Origin of the sequence: Burkholderia sp. HAN2018 (assembly GCF_024704855.1) — a bacterium.
Classification (GTDB): domain Bacteria; phylum Pseudomonadota; class Gammaproteobacteria; order Burkholderiales; family Burkholderiaceae; genus Burkholderia; species Burkholderia cepacia.
Window position 1 is genome coordinate 19982 of the sequence record NZ_QOBB01000042.1, and the last position, 22220, is coordinate 42201.

The window sequence follows — 22220 nt, forward strand, 5'->3', positions numbered from 1 at the left end:
GGTATAAGCGTCGGGGGAAGGAGGCCGTTCGTGTCCCCGCTCCAGTCTGCCTGGCTTCTGCTGGGCGTCAGTGTCCTCGCCGAAGTGCTCGGCTCCGTCGGCCTCAAATACTCGGCCGGCTTTTCCCGCCCGCTCCCGTCCGCGCTCACCGTCGTCTGTTATGCCTGCGCCGTCTGGCTGATGGCGCTCGCGACGAAGCGGCTCGAAATGGGGCTCGCGTACGCGAGCTGGGCCGCCGCCAGCACCGCGGCCACGGCCGTGATCGGCATCGTCTGCTTCGACGAAGCGGTGTCGTCGCTGAAGCTCGCCGGCATCGCGCTGACCGTTTGTGCGCTCGTCGCGCTCAACCTCGGCGAGGCGGCGACGCACTGACCGGTGGCCTGCCGGTCGTCGATGCCTGGGCGCCAGGGGGCATTGACACCGCCCCAGCGCGCCCCTTAACGTTTCGTTCATCGTAACCATCACCGGTTCAGCTTAAGAGGTTGTCGGCCCGCTCGTGCTCGACACCTCCGCCTTCATCGAAGGCCTGCTGCTTGGCGCCGGCCTGTTCACGTCGGTCGGCCCCAAGGACGCCTTCGTCATCAAGCGCTCGATCTCGAGCCCCCACCTCCTCTCCATCGCCCTCGTCTGCGCAGGCAGCGACGCGCTGCTGATCGTGCTCGGCGCGCAGGGGTTGTCGGCACTGCTGTCGCGGCATCCCGGTGTGGTATCGGCCGCGCTGTGGGCCGGTATCGCCTATCTCGCCGGTTATGGCCTGCTCGCGCTGCGCTCGGCGATCCGGCGGCGGCAGCCGGAGCACGTCGACGACTCACACGCGCGCCACGCCCCCGCGCTGTCGCGCACGCTGCTCGCGACGGCCGCGGTGTCGCTGCTCAATCCGTATGCGTGGATCGATACCGTGCTGCTGCTCGGCACCGTGATCGTGAGTCACGCGCCCGCCGAACGCGCGCCGTTCGCGTTCGGCGCGATGGCGGCTTCGCTCGCGTGGTTCCTGATGCTCGCCTATGGCGCACGCGCGTGTCGTGCGTGGTTTGCCCGTACGCTGGCGTGGCGCGTGCTCGATTTGTTCGTCGCGACGATGATGCTCGGCTTCGCGGTGCGTTTCGCGATCGATGCGCTTTAGCGCTTCGGGTGTCAACGGCCCGATACCGCGCGAAACGCGCGATGCGCGCCGGCATGCAGCTCGAAACCGATGCCCGGCGCCTGCGGCGTGCGCGCAAAACCTGCGTCGACGGTTTCGCCATCGGCGAGCCCGCTGAACGGATCGAACGCGAACGGATTGACTTCCGCACCGCCGAGCCCGAGCGCTGCGACGACATGCAGCGAGAACAGGTGGCCGCCATGCGGCCAGAACGCGTCGCGCCGCCAGCCGCGCGATGCGAAGTGCTCGACGATCTGCAGGTATCCCGGCAGCCCGTAGCAATGCACGGGATCGAACACGAGCACGTCGCGGTCGGGACGCAGGCCGCCGTAGCGGTCGAGCAGCTTCGCTTCCGCGAGCGAGAACAGCGCTTCGCCGGCCGCGATCGGCGGGGCGTAGCGCGCGGCGACGCCTGCCTGGAGCGGCAGGTCGAGCGGATCGCAGATGTCCTCGAACCACCAGAGGCCGAACGGCTCGAGCATCGCGGCGGCAATATCGACGGTCGTCGCGTCGTACGTGTTCATCGCGTCGACCGCGAGATGCGAACTGTCCGCCAACTGCGTGGCGGCCGCTTCGATGCGCCTGCTGTCCTGAGCGACGTCCGCGCCACCGATCTTGATCTTCGCGTGCGTGTAGCCGAGATCGGCAATGCGGCGCATCTCGTCCGACAGGCGCGCGAGATCGTCGTGCGGATAACGATAGCCGCCGCCCGCGTACACACGCACGCGCGGTGCCGCCGTGCGTCCAAGCCGGTCGGCCAGAAAGCGATTGAGCGGCAGGTCGGCGATTTTCGCGGCGGCGTCCCAGATCGCCATGTCGAGCGCGCCGATCGCCACGCAGCGTTCGCCGTGTCCGCCAGGCTTTTCGCCGGCCATCATCGCGCGCCACGCGCGGAACGGGTCGAGGTTCGTGCCGGCTTCGTCGGCGAGCGCGTCGGCGGCGGCCAGCAGGCGCGGCGCGAACCGTTCGCGGATCAGGCCGCCCTGTGCGAAGCGGCCGACCGATGCGTAGCCGTAGCCCGTCACGGGGCGGCCGTCACGCGCGACGTCGGTGGTGAGCGCGACGACACTCGTCGTCAGGCCGCCGGATGGAATGGCCGGGTCGGCATAGCGGGAGACGGGAATCGTGCGTTCGCGGATGTCGGTGATACGCATGGTCGGGATTCCGGGGGTGGCGACCGGTGCAAGCGAACGAGGTACGCGATGCGACCGGAACGGTGGGCGAATCGCTGCATCATAGGGGTTTGGGCGATGACGCGCAGGCCGGCGCGGCGATCGCCTTTTCGAATCGGCCGGCGCACCGGCTGGACGGAATGCGCCGGTGTGGCCGGCTTGAACGAGCACGCGGTCGACCGCGTCGCCGGGGCTGGCGCTTTGACCGCGCCCCTCGATACGAATGCCCCGGCCCACCGCGCACACCGCATCGGCTACGCTGTCACGCGAAAACGTGCAGTCGCCCGGAGGGCGCGAACCTCGAAGGTATCCGGACGACGACGGTACGCGTGGTCGAATCTACCGGCCCGCTCAGGCAAAGACGAAGTACTTGCGCACCGTCTCCACCACTTCCCAGGCCCCCTTCATGCCGGGTTCGATCACGAACACGTCGCCAGCTTTCAGGTGCACCGACTCCTCGCCTTCCGGTGTTATGATGCAGTAGCCATCGAGGAAGTGGCAGTACTCCCATTTTTCGTAGTTCACCTCGAACTTGCCCGGCGTGCAGATCCAGGTACCCATGATCTTGCTGCCGTCCTTGGAGAGGTACGCGTTGAGATTCACGGTGTGCGGATCGCCGCCGATACGCTTCCACTTGGTCGCGTCAAGGACCGGCGTCGGGCAGGTTTCGCGCAAAACGGTGATGAAATCGGACATGTCAGCTCCAGACTAACGTTCGTGTAAGAGGCTTGTCACGTTAGTGCGAAAGCGTGGTCGGGACTTGCATGCTTCCGACACCGACTCGTCTATTTTCGACACCGGCCCGCGGGCACGCGCACGGCCGGCGCGTTTCGTTCGCCGTTGGCGCTGCGGTGCTGCCTGACGATGCGGTCGGGCTTTGCAGTAACCGGTGCGCGGACAAGGCTCTCCTGGCAGGCCCCGTAGCGTCGGTCAGGCGACAGGCTTGGGGAAGTAAGTTTCCTCCGCCGCCGGAATGCTGCCGTCCCGGTAACGCTTGTCTTCCCACAGCAGCCGCCAGCGCACCGCATGTTCGTCGTTCGTACCTTCCAACAGGTACTTGTGGGCAACACTGCCTTTGAGGAAGTAGCTCGGACAGCCCACCTTGCCGGACGGAAACCACGGCTCCCAGATCCCCTCGACAGGAATCTCCTGGTCGCTGCAAACCTCGCCGCTTGCGGATTCGTTCTTCGGCGGACAGGGAGGAAGCGATGCAGGATAGGTGCGACCGGGTGGCCAATATCGCCAAGCAGGAAGCGGCGCATTTTCGAACATGGATTCATAGGTCCAGTGCTCAAATACGCGGGTCCCGCCATCCGCACGTGTTCCGTATGCGAGCATCCCGGTATAACCGAATCCGACCGTGCACTTGAGCGCGTAGCAAATCAATCTCTCGATCCATACCCCCTCCACGAACCCGGTGGCATACACCGGGTCCGAAAAGCTGGTGTCCTTCAGCCCCAGTGAATGAAAAAACGGATCGTATTTACGACCGATTTCAAGCGCACTCCGTCCAAACAACAGGTCGCCGCCTTGCTGGCTTCCTCTAACCAACGCGTCGTATGCGGCTCGTTTGTCGAGACCTCGGCGCAATGCATCGATGCCCAGATCCATGCGCACCAGTGCCCCCGAGAAATCATGCGTGTAGGCTTCCTCAAGCTCGACCTGATTTGGGCTCGGTGTGTCCAGTTGTTTTGCGTACGCGCCGAGAAAGTCCCGATAAAGTCCAACGGCGTATTCCAGGAACGTGACACTCGTCCATTTCTTGAGCAGATGAAACGCCCTTGCTCGCGCATCCTGTTCCTGCTCGGGGGTCATGGTCAAAATATTCAACATCATTGAACCTGTTCGTCCGTCGATTGTTTGCCGCCATCGGCTATGCGGCACATCCATCGGGCCGTTGAAATTCGGCTCCGATGCTACAGCGCGCCGAAGGGATATGCCTTCAGCCTGGACGGTAGATCCCGTGGATAGCGCGGGCTCACCCCGCCACTGCGCGCGACGCCGCCGGTCCGGCATCGAGCCCTGTCAGTTGTCCTGCGCCAAATCACCCGCTTGCCATCCCGACCCGAACCCCTGTAGAATTGCGCGTTCTGCGGGCGTCGTATAATGGCCATTACCTCAGCTTCCCAAGCTGATGACGTGGGTTCGATTCCCATCGCCCGCTCCACTTTCCGGCTGCATCGCAGCCTGCGCAAAAGCCGCCTCGTCGAAGGCGGCTTTTTTGTACCATGTGCCGGTTCACCCGGCGCACTGCTGCGCGCAACGGGCCCTCGCCCGCAACCGAGCCTTTCTCTGTACCGATGATGCACGACGATCCGAACGAAGCCGGCCTGCCGCCGCACGACGACGCCATTCCCGACGAAGCCGCCGAAGGCGCCGACGCCGTCAATCCGCTGCACCACCGCCGCATCCGCAGCTTCGTGACGCGCGCCGGCCGCGTGTCGACCGGCCAGCGCCGCGCGCTCGACGAACTCGGCCCGCGCTTCGTGGTGCCGTATGCGCCGGAGCTGCCCGACTGGAATGCGGTGTTCGGCCGCAGCGCGCCGCGCATCCTCGAGATCGGCTTCGGGATGGGCGCATCGACCGCGGAAATCGCCGCGAACCGCCCCGGCGACGACTTCCTCGGCGTCGAAGTGCACGAGCCGGGCGTCGGCGCGCTGCTGAAGCTGATCGGCGAGCAGGATCTGCCGAACATCCGCATCATCCAGCACGACGCGGTCGAGGTGCTCGAGCACATGCTTGCGCCGGAAAGTCTCGACGGCGTGCACATCTTCTTCCCTGACCCGTGGCACAAGGCGCGCCATCACAAGCGCCGGCTGATCCAGCCGCCGCTCGTCGCGCATCTCGCGTCGCGCCTGAAGCCCGGCGCGTACATTCATTGCGCGACCGACTGGCAGAACTACGCCGAACAGATGCTGGAAGTGCTCGGCGCGGAACCGACGCTCGAAAACACCGCCGCCGACTACGCGCCGCGCCCCGATTACCGCCCGGTCACGAAGTTCGAACGGCGCGGGCTGCGCCTCGGCCACGGCGTGTGGGACCTGGTATTCCGCAAGCGCGCAGGCTGAGCCCTCCCGCTGCGGCGGCGCATGCCGCCCGGATCCGGATAAAAAAAGCCCGATCGGTTATCTGCCGATCGGGCTTTTCTCATTGGAGGCGCGCCCGCCTCCGTGTCCGCGTCACGCCCAGTTCAGCCAGCCGCTGTACCCGACCAGCAGCACGAACAGCCCGAACGCGATCCGGTACCACGCGAACACCGTGAAATCGTGCGTCGCGACGTAGCGCAGCAGCCAGCGCACGCACACGAACGCGCTGACGAACGCGGCGACGAGGCCAAGCGCGAACAGGCCGAGCGAATCGACGGTGAACGCCTGCCAGTCCTTGACGGTTTCATAGAGCGTCGCGCCGAAGATGATCGGAATCGCGAGGAAAAACGAGAATTCGGTGGCGACGCGCCGGTCGAGACCGAACAGCATCCCGCCGATGATCGTCGAGCCCGAGCGCGACATGCCGGGAATCAGCGCGAAGCACTGCGCGATGCCGACCTTGAGCGCATCGAGCGGGGTCAGCGCGTCGACCGACACCACGCGCGGCGGCTCGCTGCGTTCACGCTGCCGCGCCTCGGCCCACAGGATGATCGCCCCGCCCACGACGAGCGCGAACGCGACGGGTACCGGCGAGAACAGCACGGCCTTGATCTTCTTCTCGAGCAGGAGGCCGAGTGCGATCGCGGGAATCGTCGCGATCACGACGTTCAGCGTGAAGCGCCGCGCATCGGGCCGGCTGGGCAGCCCGGATACGATGGACACGATCCGTTGCCGGTATTCCCAGCAGACCGCGAGAATCGCCCCGAACTGGATCACGACGTCGAAGGTCTTCGCGTGCGAATCGTTGAAATTCAGGAAGCTGCCCGCGACGATCAGGTGACCGGTGCTCGACACCGGCAGGAATTCCGTCAGCCCCTCGACGACGCCGAGGATCAAAGCCTTGCAGATCAGGATCCAGTCCATCCGTGGCCCAACTCCGAAATGGTCGAATGAATGGGCCACTCTTCCGCGCGCGGCCCCCCTCCGGCCGGGCGCGGTTCGTCGTCACTTTTCGACGATCGCCACGCGTATGCCGTTTGTAAGAATCGTAATTGTACCGGGTTCGTAGTTCACCCCGGCAAATTGCAGCTGTTCGGGCTTGAACGTGTAGATCGGATAGTTGGTCAGCAACTGCGTCGCGAGCAGGCCCGCGGCCGCGCCGACCTGTTGCGCGTACATCTGCGCGTCGCCGTCGAGCGCGAGGCTGTCGACGGCCGGCGACTTCAGCACCACCGAACGGCTCGGTGCATCGTAAGCAAGCTGGCCCGACACGGTGAACTTGCCGCTGACGGGCGCGCGCAGGAACGGGCTCGCGAAATGCGCGTCGAGCTGCACGGCGACGCGGTTCTGGTCGGGCAGCAGGTTGACGGCCGGGTTCGCGAGCGACACGTCGACGACCTGCGCGACCGTCTTCTGGTACGGGAACTTGCGGGCGACAGCCTTCTGCACGTCGCCGCGCGAGAACGTGTAGTGATCGGGGATGAACGGGAAGGTCGACGCGCACGCGGCGAGCGACAGCGTCACGCCGACGGCGCCGACGGTTGCGGCGAGGAAACGGCGCCGGCCGGGCGCGCAAGGTGCGGTCATGCTGAACACTCTCCTGGTTGCGACGGCCGCGTCGCGGCCTCGAGACGCGTGAGCCACGCGAGCGCGTCGTCGCGCGACGCACCGCACATGTCCGCGGCCGGCTGCAGCCCGGAACAGCACGCGGGCCGCTCGGGGCGGCCGAAGATCCGGCAGCGCAGGTCGTCGCCGAGCTGCACGCAGCGCACACCGGCCGGCTTGCCGTCGGGCATGCCCGGAATCGGGCTGGAAATCGACGGCGCGATGCAGCACGCGCCGCAGCCCTCGCGGCACGCATGCGGCGGAGGGACATCGGCAGGCGCCGGGCGGACAGGCATTTCGACGGACACTCGGCTCTCTCGAACGAACAACAAAAAACGGTGCGGCAACCGGACGCGGTGCCGGCAGCCGCACCCCGCATTGTGCCATCGCCGGCTGCGACGTTATTACACAATGCAGCCCAATCGTGCGTTTATATACTCGAAAGCATCTAAAAAGCGCGAGACCATCATGCGTTCCGGTTCTGCCGACTCAATGTTCCGTCCCGATTTGCTCGCGAAATACGGCGCGAACGGGCCGCGCTATACGTCGTACCCCACCGCGCTGCAGTTCCGCGACGATTTCGACCCGGCCGACTACCTGCGCGCGGCAAGCGACCCCGGCGCCTCGTCGAGCGAGCTGTCGCTGTACTTCCACATCCCGTTCTGCAACACCGCGTGCTTCTACTGTGGCTGCAACAAGATCGCGACCAACAACCGCCGCCGCGCGCGCCCGTATCTCGAGCAGCTCAAGCGCGAGATGGCGCTGCAGGCCGCGCTGTTCGATCCCGCGCGCCCGGTCACGCAGCTGCACTGGGGCGGCGGCACGCCCACCTTCCTGTCCGACGACGAAACGGCCGAGCTGATGGCGGCCACGCGCGAGCACTTCGCGCTCGCGCCGGATGCCGACGCCGAATTCTCGATCGAGATCGATCCGCGCACGGTCACGCCCGCCACGCTCGTCCACCTGCGCAATATCGGCTTCAACCGGCTGAGCCTCGGCGTGCAGGATTTCGACCCGGCGGTGCAACAGGCGATCAACCGTGTCCAGCCGCGCGCGATGACGGCCGACCTGCTCTCCGCCGCGCGCACGACGGGGTTTCATTCGGTGAGCGTCGACCTGATCTACGGGCTGCCGCACCAGACCGTTGCCGTCTTCGCGCGCACGCTGGAAACGATCATCGAACTCGCGCCCGACCGGCTGTCGGTGTTCGGCTACGCGCACATGCCGCACCTGTTCAAGATGCAGCGGCAGATCGACGATGCGACGCTGCCGCCGCCGGAAACGCGCATCGCGCTGCTCGGCCTCGCGATCGACATGCTGACGTCGGCCGGCTACGTGTACATCGGGATGGATCACTTCGCGCGGCCGTCCGACGAGCTCGTGCGCGCGCAGCGCAACGGCACGCTGCAACGCAACTTCCAGGGCTACAGCACGCGCGCGGATACCGACCTCGTCGGTTTCGGCGTGTCGTCGATCGGCAAGGTCGGCGACGTCTACGCGCAGAACGCGAAGGACCTGCCCGCCTACGGCGCCGCGCTCGACGCGGGCCGGCTGCCGATCGCGCGCGGCGTGCGGCTCACGCCCGACGACCGGCTGCGCCGCGACGTGATCACGCAGCTGATGTGCAACCTCGAACTGCCGTTCTCGCATGTCGAGGCCGCACACGGCATCCGCTTCGCCGATCATTTCGCGCGCGAGCTCGACGCGCTGCGCCCGTTCGAGCGCGACGGGCTGCTGACGATCGCGGGCGACCGCCTGACGATCCATCCGGCCGGCCGGATGGTCGTGCGCAACATCGCGATGGCGTTCGACGCGTATCTCGGGCAAACGCAGCAGCAGCGGTATTCACGCACGGTCTAGGGTCGGCCGGGCGCATGCGGACGGCCGGTTTGATACAGTGTGGGGCTTACGCCCCGCCAGAATCCGCACGATGCGCACCACCAAAGCGACCCACGCGGTCGAACGCCTGAAGACCCGCTCCGGCAACCCGCATTTCGCGGCCGTCGCGATGGCGGGCGGCCTGTTCTATCTCGTCGACCGCTCGGGCGGCACCGCCGAGAAGCGCTGCGAGCCGCTGCCGCCCGACGAGTTCGTCAAGTTCGTCGACGAATTCGGCCCCAAAAAACCGCGCAAGGCGAGCAAGCTCGACCTCGCATTCGAGGCGCAGATCAGGAAGAGCAAGGGGTAAAGGTCTGTTGCAGGCCGCCTGAAGGCTTTGCAGCCGCCCCGTTTGGTACAATCACGAAGTTTCTCTATCCCCGCTGATGGCCGACCAGGCTGCGTGACCACACCATGAATATCGAAAACGCGCGTTTCAACATGATCGAACAACAGATCCGGCCGTGGGACGTGCTGGATCTCGACGTCCTGGGCCTGCTGTCGATCGTCAAGCGTGAAAACTACGTTCCGGCCGAATACCGCGATCTCGCGTTCGCCGACCTCGAACTGCCGCTGCCGGGCGGCACCAGCAAGATGCTGTTCCCGCGCGTCGAAGCGCGCGTGCTGCAGGAGCTGGCCGTCAAGAAGCACGAGAACGTGCTCGTGATCGGCGCCGGTTCGGGCTACCTGGCCGCGCTGTTCGCGCATCGCGCCCGGCACGTGACGGCCGTCGAGATCGATCCGGCCATCGCGAAATTCGCGGAAGACAACCTGCGCAACGACGGCGTGACCAACGCGGAAGTCGTCCTCGGCGACGGTTCGCGCGGCTGGGCCGGCAAGGCGCCGTACGACGTGATCTGCGTCGCGGGCGGCCTGCCCGTCGTGCCGCAGGAGATGCTCGAGCAACTGAAGGTCGGCGGCCGCCTGTCGGCATTCGTCGGCGGCCGTCCGGTGATGAAGGCGCAGATCATCACGCGCATCGACGACAAGCAGTACCGCGTCGCCGACGTGTTCGAAACCTACATCGACCACCTCGTCAACGCGATCGAGCCGTCGCGCTTCAAGTTCTGAGCGGCGGAGCCTCCATGCAGATCCTGACCGCCGCGATGCTCGCGGAATGGCTCGGCGACAAGGCGCGCCCCGCGCCGGTCGTGCTCGACGTGCGCGAACCGTGGGAAATCGCGACCGCGCACATCGCCGGCAGCGTGTCGATCCCGATGCAGCAGATTCCCGTGCGCAGCGAAGAACTCGACGACGAAGCGGAAATCGTCTGCGTGTGCCATCACGGGATGCGCAGCGCGCAGGTCGCGATGTTCCTCGAGTCGCGCGGCTTCACGAAGCTGTACAACCTGCAAGGCGGAATCGACGCGTGGTCGCGCGACGTCGATCCGTCCGTACCGCGCTACTGATCCCGCCGGTGGCGCATCGCGCGCCGCCGCACCGGCCGGCACATCGCCGCCGGTCATACCGACCCGCTGAACGGGCGCGCATGGCGCGCCCGTTTTTCATTCCCGCGCCGGTTCGTCTCGGCGTCATCCGACCTGCGACGGCACCGCCCCACCCCGCTTGCCGCGAAGTCATGGTGCACGACCGTTCTCGCACCGCGCGCGGGCACCGGAACGGGGAACCCCGACCGTGCACCATTTCCGCCCGCGCCCCTGCACCGCGACGGACCGCGCATGCTGCACGACGCGTCATGCGCCCCGCCGCGACGCCCCGCCCTGCCCCGCGCAGGCACGCCGGGCGTGCATCCGCACGACTGGCACATGCCTTGCGTTATCCGTTGGCCGACGCCGTCAAGGCGCACGCATATCCAACACGTCAAGGGGAACCCGATGAAACGTCGCAGTCTGTTGAAGTTCGGTTCGATGGCCGGCGCGCTTGCGCTCGCGGGCAAGAGCCCGTTCGCGCACGCGGCCGACGCGGGCACCGGCCCGATCAAGGTCGGCATCCTGCACTCGCTGTCGGGCACGATGGCGATCTCGGAGACGTCGCTGAAGGACACCGCGCTGATGACGATCGCCGACATCAACAAGAGCGGCGGCGTGATGGGCCGCAAGCTCGAGCCCGTGGTGGTCGATCCCGCGTCGAACTGGCCGCTGTTCGCCGAGAAGGCGCGCCAGCTGCTCACGCAGGACAAGGTCGCGTGCGTGTTCGGCTGCTGGACGTCGGTGTCGCGCAAGTCGGTGCTGCCGGTGTTCGAGGAACTGAACGGGCTGCTCTACTACCCGGTGCAGTACGAAGGCGAGGAAATGTCCCGCAACGTGTTCTATACGGGTGCGGCGCCGAACCAGCAGGCGATCCCGGCCGTCGAGTACCTGATGAGCGCGGAAGGCGGCAGCGCGAAGCGCTTCTTCCTGCTCGGCACCGACTACGTGTATCCGCGCACGACCAACAAGATCCTGCGCGCGTTCCTGAAATCGAAGGGCGTGAAGGACGCCGACATTCAGGAGGTCTACACGCCGTTCGGCCACAGCGATTACCAGACCATCGTCGCGAACATCAAGAACTTCTCGCAGGGCGGCAAGACGACCGTGATCTCGACGATCAACGGCGACTCGAACGTGCCGTTCTACAAGGAGCTCGGCAACCAGGGGATCAAGGCGACCGACGTGCCGGTCGTCGCGTTCTCGGTCGGCGAGGAGGAACTGCGCGGGATCGACACGAAGCCGCTCGTCGGCCACCTCGCCGCATGGAATTACTTCATGTCGGTGAAGAACCCGACCAACACGAAGTTCAAGGACCAGTTCGCAGCATGGGTGAAGGCGAACAACCTGCCGGGCGGCGCGAAGCGCGTGACCAACGATCCGATGGAGGCGACCTATGTGGGCATCCACATGTGGAAGCAGGCCGTCGAGAAGGCGAAGAGCACCGACGTCGACAAGGTGCGCGTCGCGATGATCGGCCAGACGGTCGCCGCGCCGTCGGGCTTCACGCTCGCGATGGACGGCAACCATCACCTGCACAAGCCGGTGATGATCGGCGAGATCCGCGGCGACGGGCAGTTCAACGTCGTGTGGAAGACGAAGACGGCCGTGCGCGCGCAACCGTGGAGCCCGTACATCGCGGGTAACCAGGGCAAGCCGGACATCGTCACGTCGATCCCGGCGTTCCTGCGCCGGCAGCGCACGGCGCTCGCCTGACGCGACGCGGGGCGTCGCGCACCGGCGCGATGCTCCGCCCGCTTGCAGGCGCCGCCGTACCGGGCGCGCTTGCCGACGCACCACAAGCGCCCGCGCATCGCCGCCTGCATCCGCCTTCCACGTCCGACAGGATTTCCCGATGCCTACACGCTTTCGCCGAGCCGCCGTCGCGATCGTCGCGTGCGCCGCCCTCGCGGGCGGACTGCCGCGCGCCGCGTTCGCGCTGACGGCTGCCGATACCGCCGCGCTCGCCGGCGACGACTTCGACGCGAAGACGGCCGCGGTCGAACGGCTCGCCGCCGATCCCGATCCGCGCGCCGTCGCGTTGCTCAACGCGCTGTCGAACGGCGACGCGCTCGCGACCGGCGACGGCCGCCTGCTGATCCAGTCCGGCGACACCGCACACGACGCGCTCTCGCAGGCCGCGACGCCGGCCGGCGACGCGCAGCCCGTGATGCTGAACAACCTGCTGCGCACGAAAATCGCGGGCGCGCTGTCGGGGCTCGCGCTCGCGTCGCCCGACGTTGCCGCGCGCCGCGACGCGATCGATGCGCTGCTGAAGTCGCCCGACCCGGCACTCAAGCCGATGATCGACCGAGCGCGCGCAAAGGAAACGGATCCCACGCTGAAGCGCCGCCTCGATGCATTGTGGGCGATCGCCGCGCTGCACGACGCCGATCCGGCGAAGCGCCTCGAAGCCGTGCAGGTCGTGGCCGCGCGCCGCGATCTCGACATGATCGAGCAGTTGCGCCCGCTCGTCGCGAAGAATGCCGACGGCAGCTACGCGGAGCCCGACGCGCGTGTGCGCGACGCCGCCCAGCAAGGGCTCGACGCATTGCACTCGCTGCAGCGCCGCGGCGAGATCGCGGGCACGCTGTTCGCGGGGCTGTCGCTCGGCAGCGTGCTGCTGCTCGCCGCGCTCGGCCTCGCGATCACGTACGGGCTGATCGGCGTGATCAACATGGCGCACGGCGAATTCCTGATGATCGGTGCGTACGCAACCTATGTCGTGCAGACGCTGATCCAGCGCTACGCACCCGGCGCGTTCGACTGGTATCCGCTCGTCGCCGTGCCGGTGTCGTTCGTGACGGCCGCGTTGGTCGGCATCGTGCTCGAACGGCTCGTGCTGCGGCACCTGTACGGCCGCCCGCTCGAGACCCTGCTCGCCACCTTCGGCGTGAGCCTGATCCTGATCCAGGCGACGCGGATGCTGTTCGGCGCGCAGAACGTGCAGGTCGTGAACCCGTCGTGGATGAGCGGCGGCGTGACGGTGATGCAGAACCTGATCCTGCCGTACAACCGCCTCGTGATCCTCGCGTTCGCGCTCGCCGTGGTGTTCGTCGCGTGGGCCGTGCTGACGAAGACGCGCCTTGGCCTGTTCGTGCGCGCGGTCACGCAGAACCGCCGGATGGCTGCGTGCGTCGGCGTGAAGACCGCACGCGTCGATGCGTACGCATTCGCGTTCGGCGCCGGCATCGCGGGCCTCGGCGGCTGCGCGCTGTCGCAGATCGGCAATGTCGGCCCGGATCTCGGCCAGAACTACATCATCGATTCGTTCATGGCCGTCGTGCTCGGCGGCGTCGGGCAGATCGCCGGCACCGTGCTCGGCGGTTTCGGGCTCGGCCTCGTCAGCAAGGCGATCGAGCCGTTCTGGGGCGCCGTGCTCGCGAAGATCGCGGTGCTCGTGATGATCGTGCTGTTCATCCAGAAGCGTCCGCAGGGCATGTTCGCCCCGAAGGGCCGCAGCGCGGAGGCGTGACATGACTTCAATCACCGATTCGTTGTCGAAGCCGCTCGCCGACGCGCCGAAGCCCGCTGCCGCCGCGCGTGCGGAGAACGGTTTCGCGCTCGGCCTGCCGCCCCGCCCCGCGCTGCTGTCGCGCCGCGCGTGGCTCGCGCTGATCGCGCTGTGCATCGCGATCGGCATCGGCGTGCCGCTCGCCGCGCTGGTCGCGCCCGAGTCGAGCGCGTTCCATCTGTCCGCGTATGCGATGACGCTCGCCGGCAAGCTGATGTGCTACGCGATCGCCGCGCTCGCGCTCGATCTCGTGTGGGGCTACTGCGGCATCCTGAGCCTCGGCCACGGCCTCTTCTTCGCGCTCGGCGGTTATGCGATCGGCATGTACCTGATGCGCGAGATCGGCCGCGACGGCAAGTACGGCAGCGACCTGCCCGACTTCATGGTGTTCCTCGACTGGCATCAGTTGCCCTGGTACTGGAGCGGCACGCAGCATCTGGCCTGGGCGCTCGCGCTCGTCGTGCTCGTGCCGGCCGTGCTCGCCTGGGTGTTCGGCTTCTTCACGTTCCGCTCGCGCGTGAAAGGCGTGTACCTGTCGATCATCACGCAGGCGCTGACGTTCGCCGCGATGCTGCTGTTCTTTCGCAACGAGACGGGCTTCGGCGGCAACAACGGCTTCACCGACTTCAAGCGCATCGCGGGCTTCGCGATCACGTCGCCCGGTACGCGCACGGTGCTGTTGCTGCTGACGTTCGCGACGCTCGTGCTCGCGTTCATCGCCGCGCGCGCGATCGTCACCAGCAAGCTCGGGCGCGTGGTCACCGCGGTGCGCGACGGCGAGACGCGGCTGATGTTCCTCGGCTACAGCCCGCTCGCGTACAAGCTGTTCGTGTGGACCGTGTCGGCCGTGCTGTGCGGCATCGCGGGTGCGCTGTACGTGCCGCAGGTCGGCATCATCAATCCCGGCGAGATGTCGCCCGGCAACTCGATCGAGATGGCGATCTGGGTCGCGGTGGGCGGCCGCGGCACGTTGATCGGGCCGATCGTCGGCGCGTTCGCGGTGAACGGCGCGAAGAGCCTGTTTACCGCCTACTTCGCCGAATACTGGCTGTTCTTCCTCGGCCTGATCTTCGTGCTCGTGCCGCTGCTGCTGCCGCGCGGGATCATGGGCCTCGTCGAAACCGTGCTCGCGAAGGGGAAACGCGCATGAACGGAACGGCCCTCTACCAGTTCACGCCGCCGCCTGAGGACGAGCTGCTCGCCGTCAGCGGCACCGCATCGATGGGGCGCGTGGTGCCGCCGGGCATCGACACGTCGCACGGCACGATCCTCTACCTCGAGGACATCGAGGTGAGCTTCGACGGCTTCCGCGCGCTGAAGAAGCTGTCGCTCGCGATCGACGCGGGCGAGCTGCGCTGCGTGATCGGCCCGAACGGTGCGGGCAAGACGACGATGATGGACGTGATCACCGGCAAGACGCGCCCCGATGCGGGCAAGGTGTTTCTCGGCCAGACCATCGACCTCGCGCGAATGAACGAGCCGGAGATCGCGCGCGCGGGCATCGGCCGCAAGTTCCAGAAGCCGACCGTGTTCGAGCAGCATCCGGTGTGGGAAAACCTCGAACTCGCGATGCAGACCGACAAGGGCTGGCTCACGTCGCTGCGCGCGCGGCTCGACCGCACCGCGCAGGCGAAGATCGAGGAGACGCTCGCGCTGATCGGCCTCGAAAGCGACGCGTATCGCGCGGCGGGCGAGCTGTCGCACGGGCAGAAGCAGCGGCTCGAGATCGGCATGCTGCTGATGCAGCGCCCTGCGCTGTTGCTGCTCGACGAACCGGCGGCCGGGATGACCGACCACGAGACGATGGAGCTCGCCGAGCTGCTGAACACGCTGCGCGGCACCTGCTCGATGATGGTCGTCGAGCACGACATGGAATTCGTCGCGGCGCTCGCCGGCGACACGGGCCGCGTGACGGTGATGGCCGAAGGCGCGGTCCTCGCGCAAGGCACCCTCGACCAGGTCAAGCGCGACGACGCGGTGATCGAGTCTTATCTCGGACGTTGATGCAATGCTGAAGATCGAAGCACTGAACCAGTACTACGGCGGCAGCCATATCCTGCGCAACGTGAGCCTCGCCGCCGACGACGGCAAGCTCACCGTGCTGCTCGGCCGCAACGGCGTCGGCAAGAGCACGCTGCTGCGCTGCCTGATGGGCGTCGTCGCCGCGAAAAGCGGCAGCGTTTCGTGGCGCGGCACCGCGCTCAGTGCGATGCCGCCGTATGCGCGCGTCGCGGCCGGGCTCGCGTACGTGCCGCAGGGCCGCGACATCTTTCCGCGGCTCACCGTCGAGGAGAACCTGCTCGTCGGCGCGGCGAGCCGGAAAGCACCGTCGAAGGTGCCCGACCGCATCTACGACCTGTTCCCGGTGCTGAAGGACATGCGCACGCGACGCGGCGGCGACCTGTCGGGCGGCCAGCAGCAGCAGCTCGCGATCGGCCGCGCGCTGATGAGCGAGCCGCAGCTGCTGATCCTCGACGAGCCGACCGAAGGCATCCAGCCGTCGATCATCCAGGATATCGGCCGCACGCTGCGCCAGCTCGTCGACGAAGCGAAGATGACCGTGCTGCTCGTCGAGCAGTATTACGACTTCGCCCAGTCGATCGCCGACCGCTACTGGGTGATGAGCCGCGGCGAGATCGTCGCGGGCGGCGACGCGCGGGACATGGAAGCGAACGGCGTGCGCGAGCTGATCGCCGTGTAGCGACGCACGCGGCGCACGATTGCGCCGCTGCGCGGTGCCGGCGATCGATGCACGTCATGCGATCGCCGGCGTCATCGCCTCTCCGCTTCACCGCGTTCGGCAACCGGAACACCCAGGCGTATAGTGTTGCGGTAGCATCCTCGATCCCAGCGCCCGTCCCCTGCTTCCCGCCGATGTCTGCCCCCGATTCCCACGCCCCGCTGTCCCGCCCCGCCGTCGCCAAGTCCTGGCGCGGCCGCCTCGAACTCGGCTTCGAGCGGCACGGCACACGCACGACGCTCGCCCACCGGCTGCACGACGGCCCGTTGCGCGTGCAGCGGCCGCTGTATCCGGAAGGCGACGCGATCTGCCATGCGGTGATCGTCCACCCGCCGGGCGGCGTCGCCGGCGGCGACCGGCTCGACATCGACATCGCGCTCGGCAGCGGCACGCACGCGGTGCTGACGACGCCCGGCGCGACCAAGTGGTACAAGTCGAACGGCCTCGACGCGACGCAGCGCATCGGCATCACGGTCGGCGACCACGCGAAACTCGACTGGCTGCCGCAGAACAACCTGTTCTTCGACGCGGCGCATGCGTCGCTCGCTTTCACGGTGAAGCTCGGCACGGGCGCAAGCGCGATCGGCTGGGACGCGACGCAGCTCGGCCGGCAAGCAGCCGGCGAAACCTGGTCGGCCGGCCGCATCGTGTCGAGCGCGGCGCTCGTCGATGCCGACGGTCGGCCGCTGTGGACCGAACGCGCGCTGCTCGACGCGCACGATCCGCTGCGCGGTGCGCTGCAGGGCCTCGCCGGCTTTCCGGTATACGGCACGTTGTGGGCCGCCGGCGCCGCATGCGACGCCGCGCTCGCCGAATCGCTCGCCGCGCGGATGCCGTTCGATGCCACGCTGCGCGCGAGCGCGACCTGCGTGACGCCCGGCGTCGTGCTGGTGCGCGCGCTGTCGACGTCGATGGAAGCGCTGCAACGCCACTTCACCGACTGCTGGCTGCATCTGCGGCCGATCGTGCACGGCGTCGACGCACGGCCGCTGCGCCTCTGGCAAACCTGAGCACGGTCGCGCCACGCACCGTTTCGATGCAGCGCCGCGGCCCGCGCCGCACGTTGCCCATGCATCGCGCACCAGAAGCGCGCATCGCGCCGCGTTCCATGCACATGGCACGCGCCTTGCTGCTTACATAACCGATACACGACGCACGCAAAACGGCGCGGTGCTACGATGACCCGCGCGTTCGCCCCGTTGCCCACGCACCGATAAAAATTACGTTTTACTGAACGTTTGCCTTCATGAAACTGACTCCCCGAGAGAAGGACAAGCTGCTGATCTTCACGGCGGCGCTGCTGGCCGAGCGCCGTCGCGCACGCGGCCTGAAGCTCAACTATCCGGAGGCAGTCGCCTTCATCACCGCCGCGCTGATGGAAGCCGCGCGCGACGGCAGGACGGTCGCCGAGGTGATGCATTACGGCACGACGCTGCTCACGCGCGACGACGTGATGGACGGCGTGCCGGAGATGATTCCCGACATCCAGGTCGAGGCGACCTTCCCCGACGGCACGAAGCTCGTGACCGTCCATCACCCGATTCCGTGAGGCCCCGCATGATCCCCGGCGAAATCCTCACCGACGACGGCGAACACGAACTGAACGCAGGCCGCGCGACGCTCGCGCTCGTCGTCGCGAACACCGGCGACCGCCCGGTGCAGGTCGGCTCGCACTACCACTTCTTCGAAGTCAACGACGCGCTGTCGTTCGATCGCGCGGCCGCGCGCGGCTTCCGCCTGAACATCGCGGCCGGCACCGCCGTGCGCTTCGAGCCGGGCCAGACGCGCACCGTCGAGCTGGTCGCACTCGCGGGCGATCGTGCCGTCTACGGTTTTCAGGGCAAGGTGATGGGGCCGCTGTAAGCCGCGCCCCGCTCTTCAGGAACAGCACATGACATTACGCTTGAGCCGCCGCGCGTACGCGGAAATGTTCGGGCCGACGACGGGCGACCGCGTCCGGCTCGCCGATACCGAACTGCTGATCGAGGTCGAACGCGATTACACGACCTACGGCGAGGAAGTGAAATTCGGCGGCGGGAAGGTGATCCGCGACGGCATGGGCCAGTCGCAGCGCGTGGCCGCCGACGTGCCCGACACGATCATCACGAACGCGGTGATCCTCGATCACTGGGGCATCGTGAAGGCCGACATCGCGATCAAGCACGGCCGCATCGCCGCGATCGGCAAGGCCGGCAATCCGGACATCCAGCCGGGCGTGACGATCGCGATCGGCGCCGCGACCGAAGTGATCGCCGGCGAAGGGCTGATCGTGACGGCCGGCGGCATCGACACGCACATCCACTTCATCAGCCCGCAGCAGATCGACGAGGCGCTCGCGTCGGGCGTCACGACGATGCTCGGCGGCGGCACGGGGCCGGCCACCGGCACCAACGCGACGACCTGCACGCCGGGCCCGTGGCACATGGAGCGGATGCTGCAGGCCGCCGACGGCTGGCCGATCAACCTCGGCTTCCTCGGCAAGGGCAACGCGAGCCTGCCGCAGCCGCTCGTCGAGCAGATCGCGGCCGGCGCGATCGGGCTGAAGCTGCACGAGGACTGGGGCACGACACCCGCCGCGATCGACAACTGCCTGTCGGTCGCCGACGACACCGACACGCAGGTCGCGATCCACACCGACACGCTGAACGAAGGCGGCTTCGTCGAATCGACGGTCGCCGCGTTCAAGGGCCGCACGATCCACACGTACCACACCGAAGGCGCGGGCGGCGGCCATGCGCCCGACATCCTGAAGGTGTGCGGCGAGGCGAACGTGCTGCCGTCGTCGACCAACCCGACGCGCCCGTACACGATCAACACGCTCGACGAGCATCTCGACATGCTGATGGTGTGCCATCACCTCGATCCGTCGATCGCCGAGGATCTCGCGTTCGCCGAATCGCGGATCCGCCGCGAGACGATCGCGGCCGAGGACATCCTGCACGATCTCGGCGCGCTGTCGATGCTGTCGTCCGACTCGCAGGCGATGGGCCGCGTCGGCGAAGTGATCATCCGCACCTGGCAGACCGCGCACAAGATGAAGGTGCAGCGCGGCGCGCTGCCGGAAGACGGCACACGCAACGACAACTTCCGCGCGAAGCGCTACGTCGCGAAGTACACGATCAACCCGGCGCTCACGCACGGCATCGCGCACGAAGTCGGTTCGATCGAACCCGGCAAGTGGGCCGACCTCGTGCTGTGGGAGCCGGCGTTCTTCGGGATCAAGCCGTCGATGATCCTGAAGGGCGGGATGATCGCCATGGCGCAGATGGGCGACCCGAACGCGTCGATCCCGACGCCGCAGCCGGTCCACTATCGCGAGATGTTCGCGACGCGCGGCGGTGCGCTCGCACGCACGTCGCTGACCTTCGTGTCGCAGATGGCGGCCGATGCCGGTATCGCGGAACGCTACGGCCTCGCGAAGCGGATCGTGCCCGTGCTCAACTGCCGCAACGTGACGAAGGCCGACATGATCCACAACGCATGGCGCCCGTCGATCAGCGTCGATCCCGAAACCTACGACGTGATCGCCGACGGCCAGTTGCTCACCTGCGAGCCGGCCACGGTGCTGCCGATGGCGCAGCGTTATTTCCTGTTCTGATTGCCGGTTTCCGGTTCCTGTTTCATGCGCACCCTCGACAAACGTATTGCCCCGAACGTGAAACTCGCCGCGTCGCTCGTCGCGCGCGCGCCGACGCTCACGCTCGCCTATGACGCCCGCTGCAAGAGCCGCCTCGCGGCGACGCTCGACACCGGCGAAGACGTCGCCGTGCTGCTGCCGCGCGGCACGATCCTGCGCGACGGCGACGTGCTCGTCGCCGACGACGGCGCGCTCGTGCGCATCGCCGCGGCCGCCGAAACCGTGCTGCGCGTGCGCGCGGCCGATCCGCTCACGCTGATGCGTGCCGCGTATCACCTCGGCAACCGTCATACGCCGGTCGAGATCGGCGACGGCTACCTGAAGCTCGAGGCCGACCCGGTGCTCGCTGACATGCTGCGCCGGCTCGGCACGCAGGTCGAGGAAACGCAAGCGCCGTTCCAGCCGGAAGCCGGCGCGTACGGCGGCGGACACAAGCACGGGCACGATGCGACGTTCGCCGAGGATTACGCGCTTGCGCAGCAGGTGTTCGGCGAGCATCACGGCCACTCGCACTCGCACTCGCACGATCACGATCATCAGCATGGTCCCGGATGCACGCACGGCCACGGCCATGACCACCACTGAACTCGTCGCGCTGCTGCATCTCGCGTCGCCGGCGCTGCCGATCGGCGCGTACAGCTATTCGCAGGGCCTCGAAGCCGCGCTCGACGCGAACCTGATCCACGACGCCGATTCCGCGCGCGACTGGATCGCCAGCGGCCTGACCGACGTGCTCGCGCACGGCGAGCTGCCGTTCCTCGCGCACCAGCTCGCACGCTGGCACGCGCACGACACGCACGCGCTCGTCGCCGAAAATGCGTGGTTCGTCGCGAGCCGGGAATCGGCCGAACTGCGCCGCGAAACCGAACAGATGGGCTGGTCGCTCGCGCAACTGTGCGCGTCGCTCGAATGGGGCGATGCCGCGCGCCGCGCAACGCTCGCGGCGATGTCGCCGATCGCGCTGCCGACCGCATTCGCCTACGCGGCCGCCGCGCACGACGCGAGCGCCGACGCCGTGCTCGCCGCGTACGCATTCGGCTGGGTCGAGAACCAGACGTCCGCCGCGCTGAAGGCCGTGCCGCTCGGCCAGCTCGCCGGGCAACGCATCATCGTCGCGCTGCGCGGTGCGATCGACGCGGCCGTACGCCGCGCGCTCGCGACGCCGCCCGACGCCGTCAACACGTTCGCGCCGCAGCTCGGCATCCTGTCCGCACGGCACGAAACCCAGTATTCGCGGTTGTTCCGCTCCTGAACACGACACACGCCATGAACGCACCCGCTCCGTCCCCCGCCCGCCGCACGAAGAAACTGCCGCCGCTGCGCGTCGGCATCGGCGGCCCCGTCGGCTCCGGCAAGACCACGCTGCTCGAAATGCTGTGCAAGGCGATGCGCGAGCGCTACGACCTCGTCGCGATCACCAACGACATCTATACGAAGGAAGACCAGCGGCTGCTGACGGTTGCCGGCGCGCTGCCCGAGGAGCGCATCATGGGCGTCGAGACGGGCGGCTGCCCGCACACGGCGATCCGCGAGGATGCGTCGATCAACCTCGAGGCCGTCGACCGGATGCTGTCGCGCTTTCCCGACGCCGACATCGTGTTCATCGAATCGGGCGGCGACAATCTCGCGGCGACCTTCAGCCCCGAGCTGTCGGACCTGACGATCTACGTGATCGACGTCGCGGGCGGCGAGAAGATTCCACGCAAGGGCGGCCCCGGCATCACGAAGTCCGACCTGCTCGTGATCAACAAGACGGACCTCGCGCCGCTGGTCGGCGCGAACCTCGACGTGATGGCGTCCGACACGAAGAAGATGCGCGGCGAGCGGCCCTACGTGATGACGAACCTGAAGGCGCTCGAAGGCGTCGCGGACGTGATCGCGTTCATCGAGAAGAAGGGTTTGCTGACGGTGTGAGCGGCGTGGCGGCGCCCTGCGACGCCGCCACGCGTGCCGGGGCGGCATCGCGCCGGCCGCCGTCTATGCGTCGTCGGCAGCGTCCTGCACGCCCGGCGGCGCATGC

General features: G+C 67.6%; 25 protein-coding genes and 1 tRNA gene. 20 read left to right on the top strand and 6 right to left on the bottom strand.

From position 1 onward, the window contains the following. Positions 1–30 precede the first annotated feature (30 nt). Together DPV74_RS13830 and DPV74_RS13835 are read left to right on the top strand one after the other, a co-directional pair. On the top strand, positions 31–372 hold the full coding sequence (locus tag DPV74_RS13830; RefSeq protein WP_027788149.1) for a multidrug efflux SMR transporter: 342 nt from the start codon (positions 31–33) through the stop codon (positions 370–372). Positions 373–496: 124 nt separating this feature from the next. Beyond that, positions 497–1123 carry a LysE/ArgO family amino acid transporter gene (locus DPV74_RS13835; RefSeq protein ID WP_060372262.1) on the top strand — a complete coding sequence of 209 codons (627 nt, stop codon included), beginning with the start codon at positions 497–499 and terminating at the stop codon, positions 1121–1123. Between the two features lie 11 nt (positions 1124–1134). Here the strand turns inward: DPV74_RS13835 and DPV74_RS13840 are convergent, their stop codons facing one another. The 3 genes from DPV74_RS13840 to DPV74_RS13850 form a co-directional block, all read right to left on the bottom strand. Then, entirely contained in the window at positions 1135–2295 is a 1161-nt protein-coding gene (locus tag DPV74_RS13840; protein WP_119337399.1) for an enolase C-terminal domain-like protein, read from the bottom strand. Between the two features lie 369 nt (positions 2296–2664). Then, complete coding sequence (locus DPV74_RS13845; RefSeq protein WP_059709745.1) at positions 2665–3009, bottom strand: cupin domain-containing protein; 345 nt, start codon at positions 3007–3009, stop codon at positions 2665–2667. Positions 3010–3243: 234 nt separating this feature from the next. Then, positions 3244–4149 carry an Imm72 family immunity protein gene (locus DPV74_RS13850; RefSeq protein ID WP_119337400.1) on the bottom strand — a complete coding sequence of 302 codons (906 nt, stop codon included), beginning with the start codon at positions 4147–4149 and terminating at the stop codon, positions 3244–3246. A gap of 256 nt (positions 4150–4405) precedes the next feature. On the opposite strand from DPV74_RS13850, the gene DPV74_RS13855 reads away from it, so the two are divergent. After that, positions 4406–4480, top strand: a tRNA-Gly gene (locus DPV74_RS13855). Between the two features lie 133 nt (positions 4481–4613). Then, complete coding sequence (gene trmB / locus DPV74_RS13860) at positions 4614–5381, top strand: tRNA (guanosine(46)-N7)-methyltransferase TrmB (RefSeq protein WP_021157058.1); 768 nt, start codon at positions 4614–4616, stop codon at positions 5379–5381. 111 nt (positions 5382–5492) lie between these two features. Here the strand turns inward: trmB and DPV74_RS13865 are convergent, their stop codons facing one another. The 3 genes from DPV74_RS13865 to DPV74_RS13875 form a co-directional block, all read right to left on the bottom strand. Further along, positions 5493–6323 (bottom strand): undecaprenyl-diphosphate phosphatase, encoded by an 831-nt coding sequence (locus DPV74_RS13865; protein ID WP_027788155.1) that lies wholly within the window; start codon positions 6321–6323, stop codon positions 5493–5495. 81 nt (positions 6324–6404) lie between these two features. Beyond that, the gene (locus DPV74_RS13870) at positions 6405–6986 is read right to left on the bottom strand and encodes a DUF1439 domain-containing protein (RefSeq protein ID WP_027788156.1); all 582 of its coding nucleotides are present in this window, start codon (positions 6984–6986) and stop codon (positions 6405–6407) included. Continuing rightward, the gene (locus DPV74_RS13875; protein WP_034195806.1) at positions 6983–7300 is read right to left on the bottom strand and encodes a YkgJ family cysteine cluster protein; all 318 of its coding nucleotides are present in this window, start codon (positions 7298–7300) and stop codon (positions 6983–6985) included. Before DPV74_RS13875 ends, DPV74_RS13870 begins: the two co-directional genes overlap by 4 nt. Positions 7301–7472: 172 nt before the next feature. Here DPV74_RS13875 and hemN point away from each other — a divergent pair, with 172 nt between their 5' ends. The 16 genes from hemN (at position 7473) to ureG (ending at position 22114) form a co-directional block, all read left to right on the top strand. After that, positions 7473–8864, top strand: coding sequence for an oxygen-independent coproporphyrinogen III oxidase (gene hemN / locus DPV74_RS13880; RefSeq protein ID WP_027788157.1), 1392 nt, complete (start codon positions 7473–7475; stop codon positions 8862–8864). 70 nt (positions 8865–8934) lie between these two features. Further along, entirely contained in the window at positions 8935–9192 is a 258-nt protein-coding gene (locus tag DPV74_RS13885; RefSeq protein WP_119337401.1) for a hypothetical protein, read from the top strand. 104 nt (positions 9193–9296) lie between these two features. Further along, positions 9297–9953 carry a protein-L-isoaspartate O-methyltransferase gene (locus DPV74_RS13890; protein WP_021157052.1) on the top strand — a complete coding sequence of 219 codons (657 nt, stop codon included), beginning with the start codon at positions 9297–9299 and terminating at the stop codon, positions 9951–9953. 14 nt (positions 9954–9967) lie between these two features. Continuing rightward, positions 9968–10291, top strand: a complete 324-nt coding sequence (locus tag DPV74_RS13895; protein ID WP_119337402.1) for a rhodanese-like domain-containing protein — start codon at positions 9968–9970, stop codon at positions 10289–10291. Positions 10292–10717: 426 nt separating this feature from the next. Continuing rightward, the gene (urtA, locus tag DPV74_RS13900; RefSeq protein ID WP_059685649.1) at positions 10718–12025 is read left to right on the top strand and encodes an urea ABC transporter substrate-binding protein; all 1308 of its coding nucleotides are present in this window, start codon (positions 10718–10720) and stop codon (positions 12023–12025) included. A 139-nt stretch (positions 12026–12164) separates the two neighbouring features. Then, a complete protein-coding gene (gene urtB / locus DPV74_RS13905; RefSeq protein ID WP_027788160.1) occupies positions 12165–13784 on the top strand; it encodes an urea ABC transporter permease subunit UrtB in 1620 nt (539 codons plus the stop codon). A 1-nt stretch (position 13785) separates the two neighbouring features. Then, positions 13786–14973 (top strand): urea ABC transporter permease subunit UrtC, encoded by a 1188-nt coding sequence (gene urtC, locus DPV74_RS13910; RefSeq protein ID WP_021161913.1) that lies wholly within the window; start codon positions 13786–13788, stop codon positions 14971–14973. Further along, positions 14970–15827 carry an urea ABC transporter ATP-binding protein UrtD gene (urtD, locus tag DPV74_RS13915; RefSeq protein ID WP_119337403.1) on the top strand — a complete coding sequence of 286 codons (858 nt, stop codon included), beginning with the start codon at positions 14970–14972 and terminating at the stop codon, positions 15825–15827. Before urtC ends, urtD begins: the two co-directional genes overlap by 4 nt. 4 nt (positions 15828–15831) lie before the next feature. Further along, entirely contained in the window at positions 15832–16524 is a 693-nt protein-coding gene (gene urtE / locus DPV74_RS13920; RefSeq protein WP_060083985.1) for an urea ABC transporter ATP-binding subunit UrtE, read from the top strand. A gap of 173 nt (positions 16525–16697) precedes the next feature. Then, positions 16698–17573 carry an urease accessory protein UreD gene (locus DPV74_RS13925; protein ID WP_091923152.1) on the top strand — a complete coding sequence of 292 codons (876 nt, stop codon included), beginning with the start codon at positions 16698–16700 and terminating at the stop codon, positions 17571–17573. A gap of 236 nt (positions 17574–17809) precedes the next feature. Beyond that, complete coding sequence (locus DPV74_RS13930; RefSeq protein ID WP_006491064.1) at positions 17810–18112, top strand: urease subunit gamma; 303 nt, start codon at positions 17810–17812, stop codon at positions 18110–18112. Between the two features lie 8 nt (positions 18113–18120). Then, positions 18121–18426 (top strand): urease subunit beta, encoded by a 306-nt coding sequence (locus tag DPV74_RS13935; RefSeq protein ID WP_021161917.1) that lies wholly within the window; start codon positions 18121–18123, stop codon positions 18424–18426. A gap of 28 nt (positions 18427–18454) precedes the next feature. After that, positions 18455–20161 (top strand): urease subunit alpha, encoded by a 1707-nt coding sequence (gene ureC / locus DPV74_RS13940; RefSeq protein ID WP_119337404.1) that lies wholly within the window; start codon positions 18455–18457, stop codon positions 20159–20161. 24 nt (positions 20162–20185) lie between these two features. Next, positions 20186–20785 carry an urease accessory protein UreE gene (gene ureE / locus DPV74_RS13945; protein ID WP_119337405.1) on the top strand — a complete coding sequence of 200 codons (600 nt, stop codon included), beginning with the start codon at positions 20186–20188 and terminating at the stop codon, positions 20783–20785. After that, entirely contained in the window at positions 20772–21452 is a 681-nt protein-coding gene (locus tag DPV74_RS13950) for an urease accessory protein UreF (RefSeq protein ID WP_042976674.1), read from the top strand. Before ureE ends, DPV74_RS13950 begins: the two co-directional genes overlap by 14 nt. 14 nt (positions 21453–21466) lie before the next feature. Next, entirely contained in the window at positions 21467–22114 is a 648-nt protein-coding gene (ureG, locus tag DPV74_RS13955) for an urease accessory protein UreG (RefSeq protein WP_027788168.1), read from the top strand. The last annotated feature ends 106 nt before the right edge of the window (positions 22115–22220 follow it).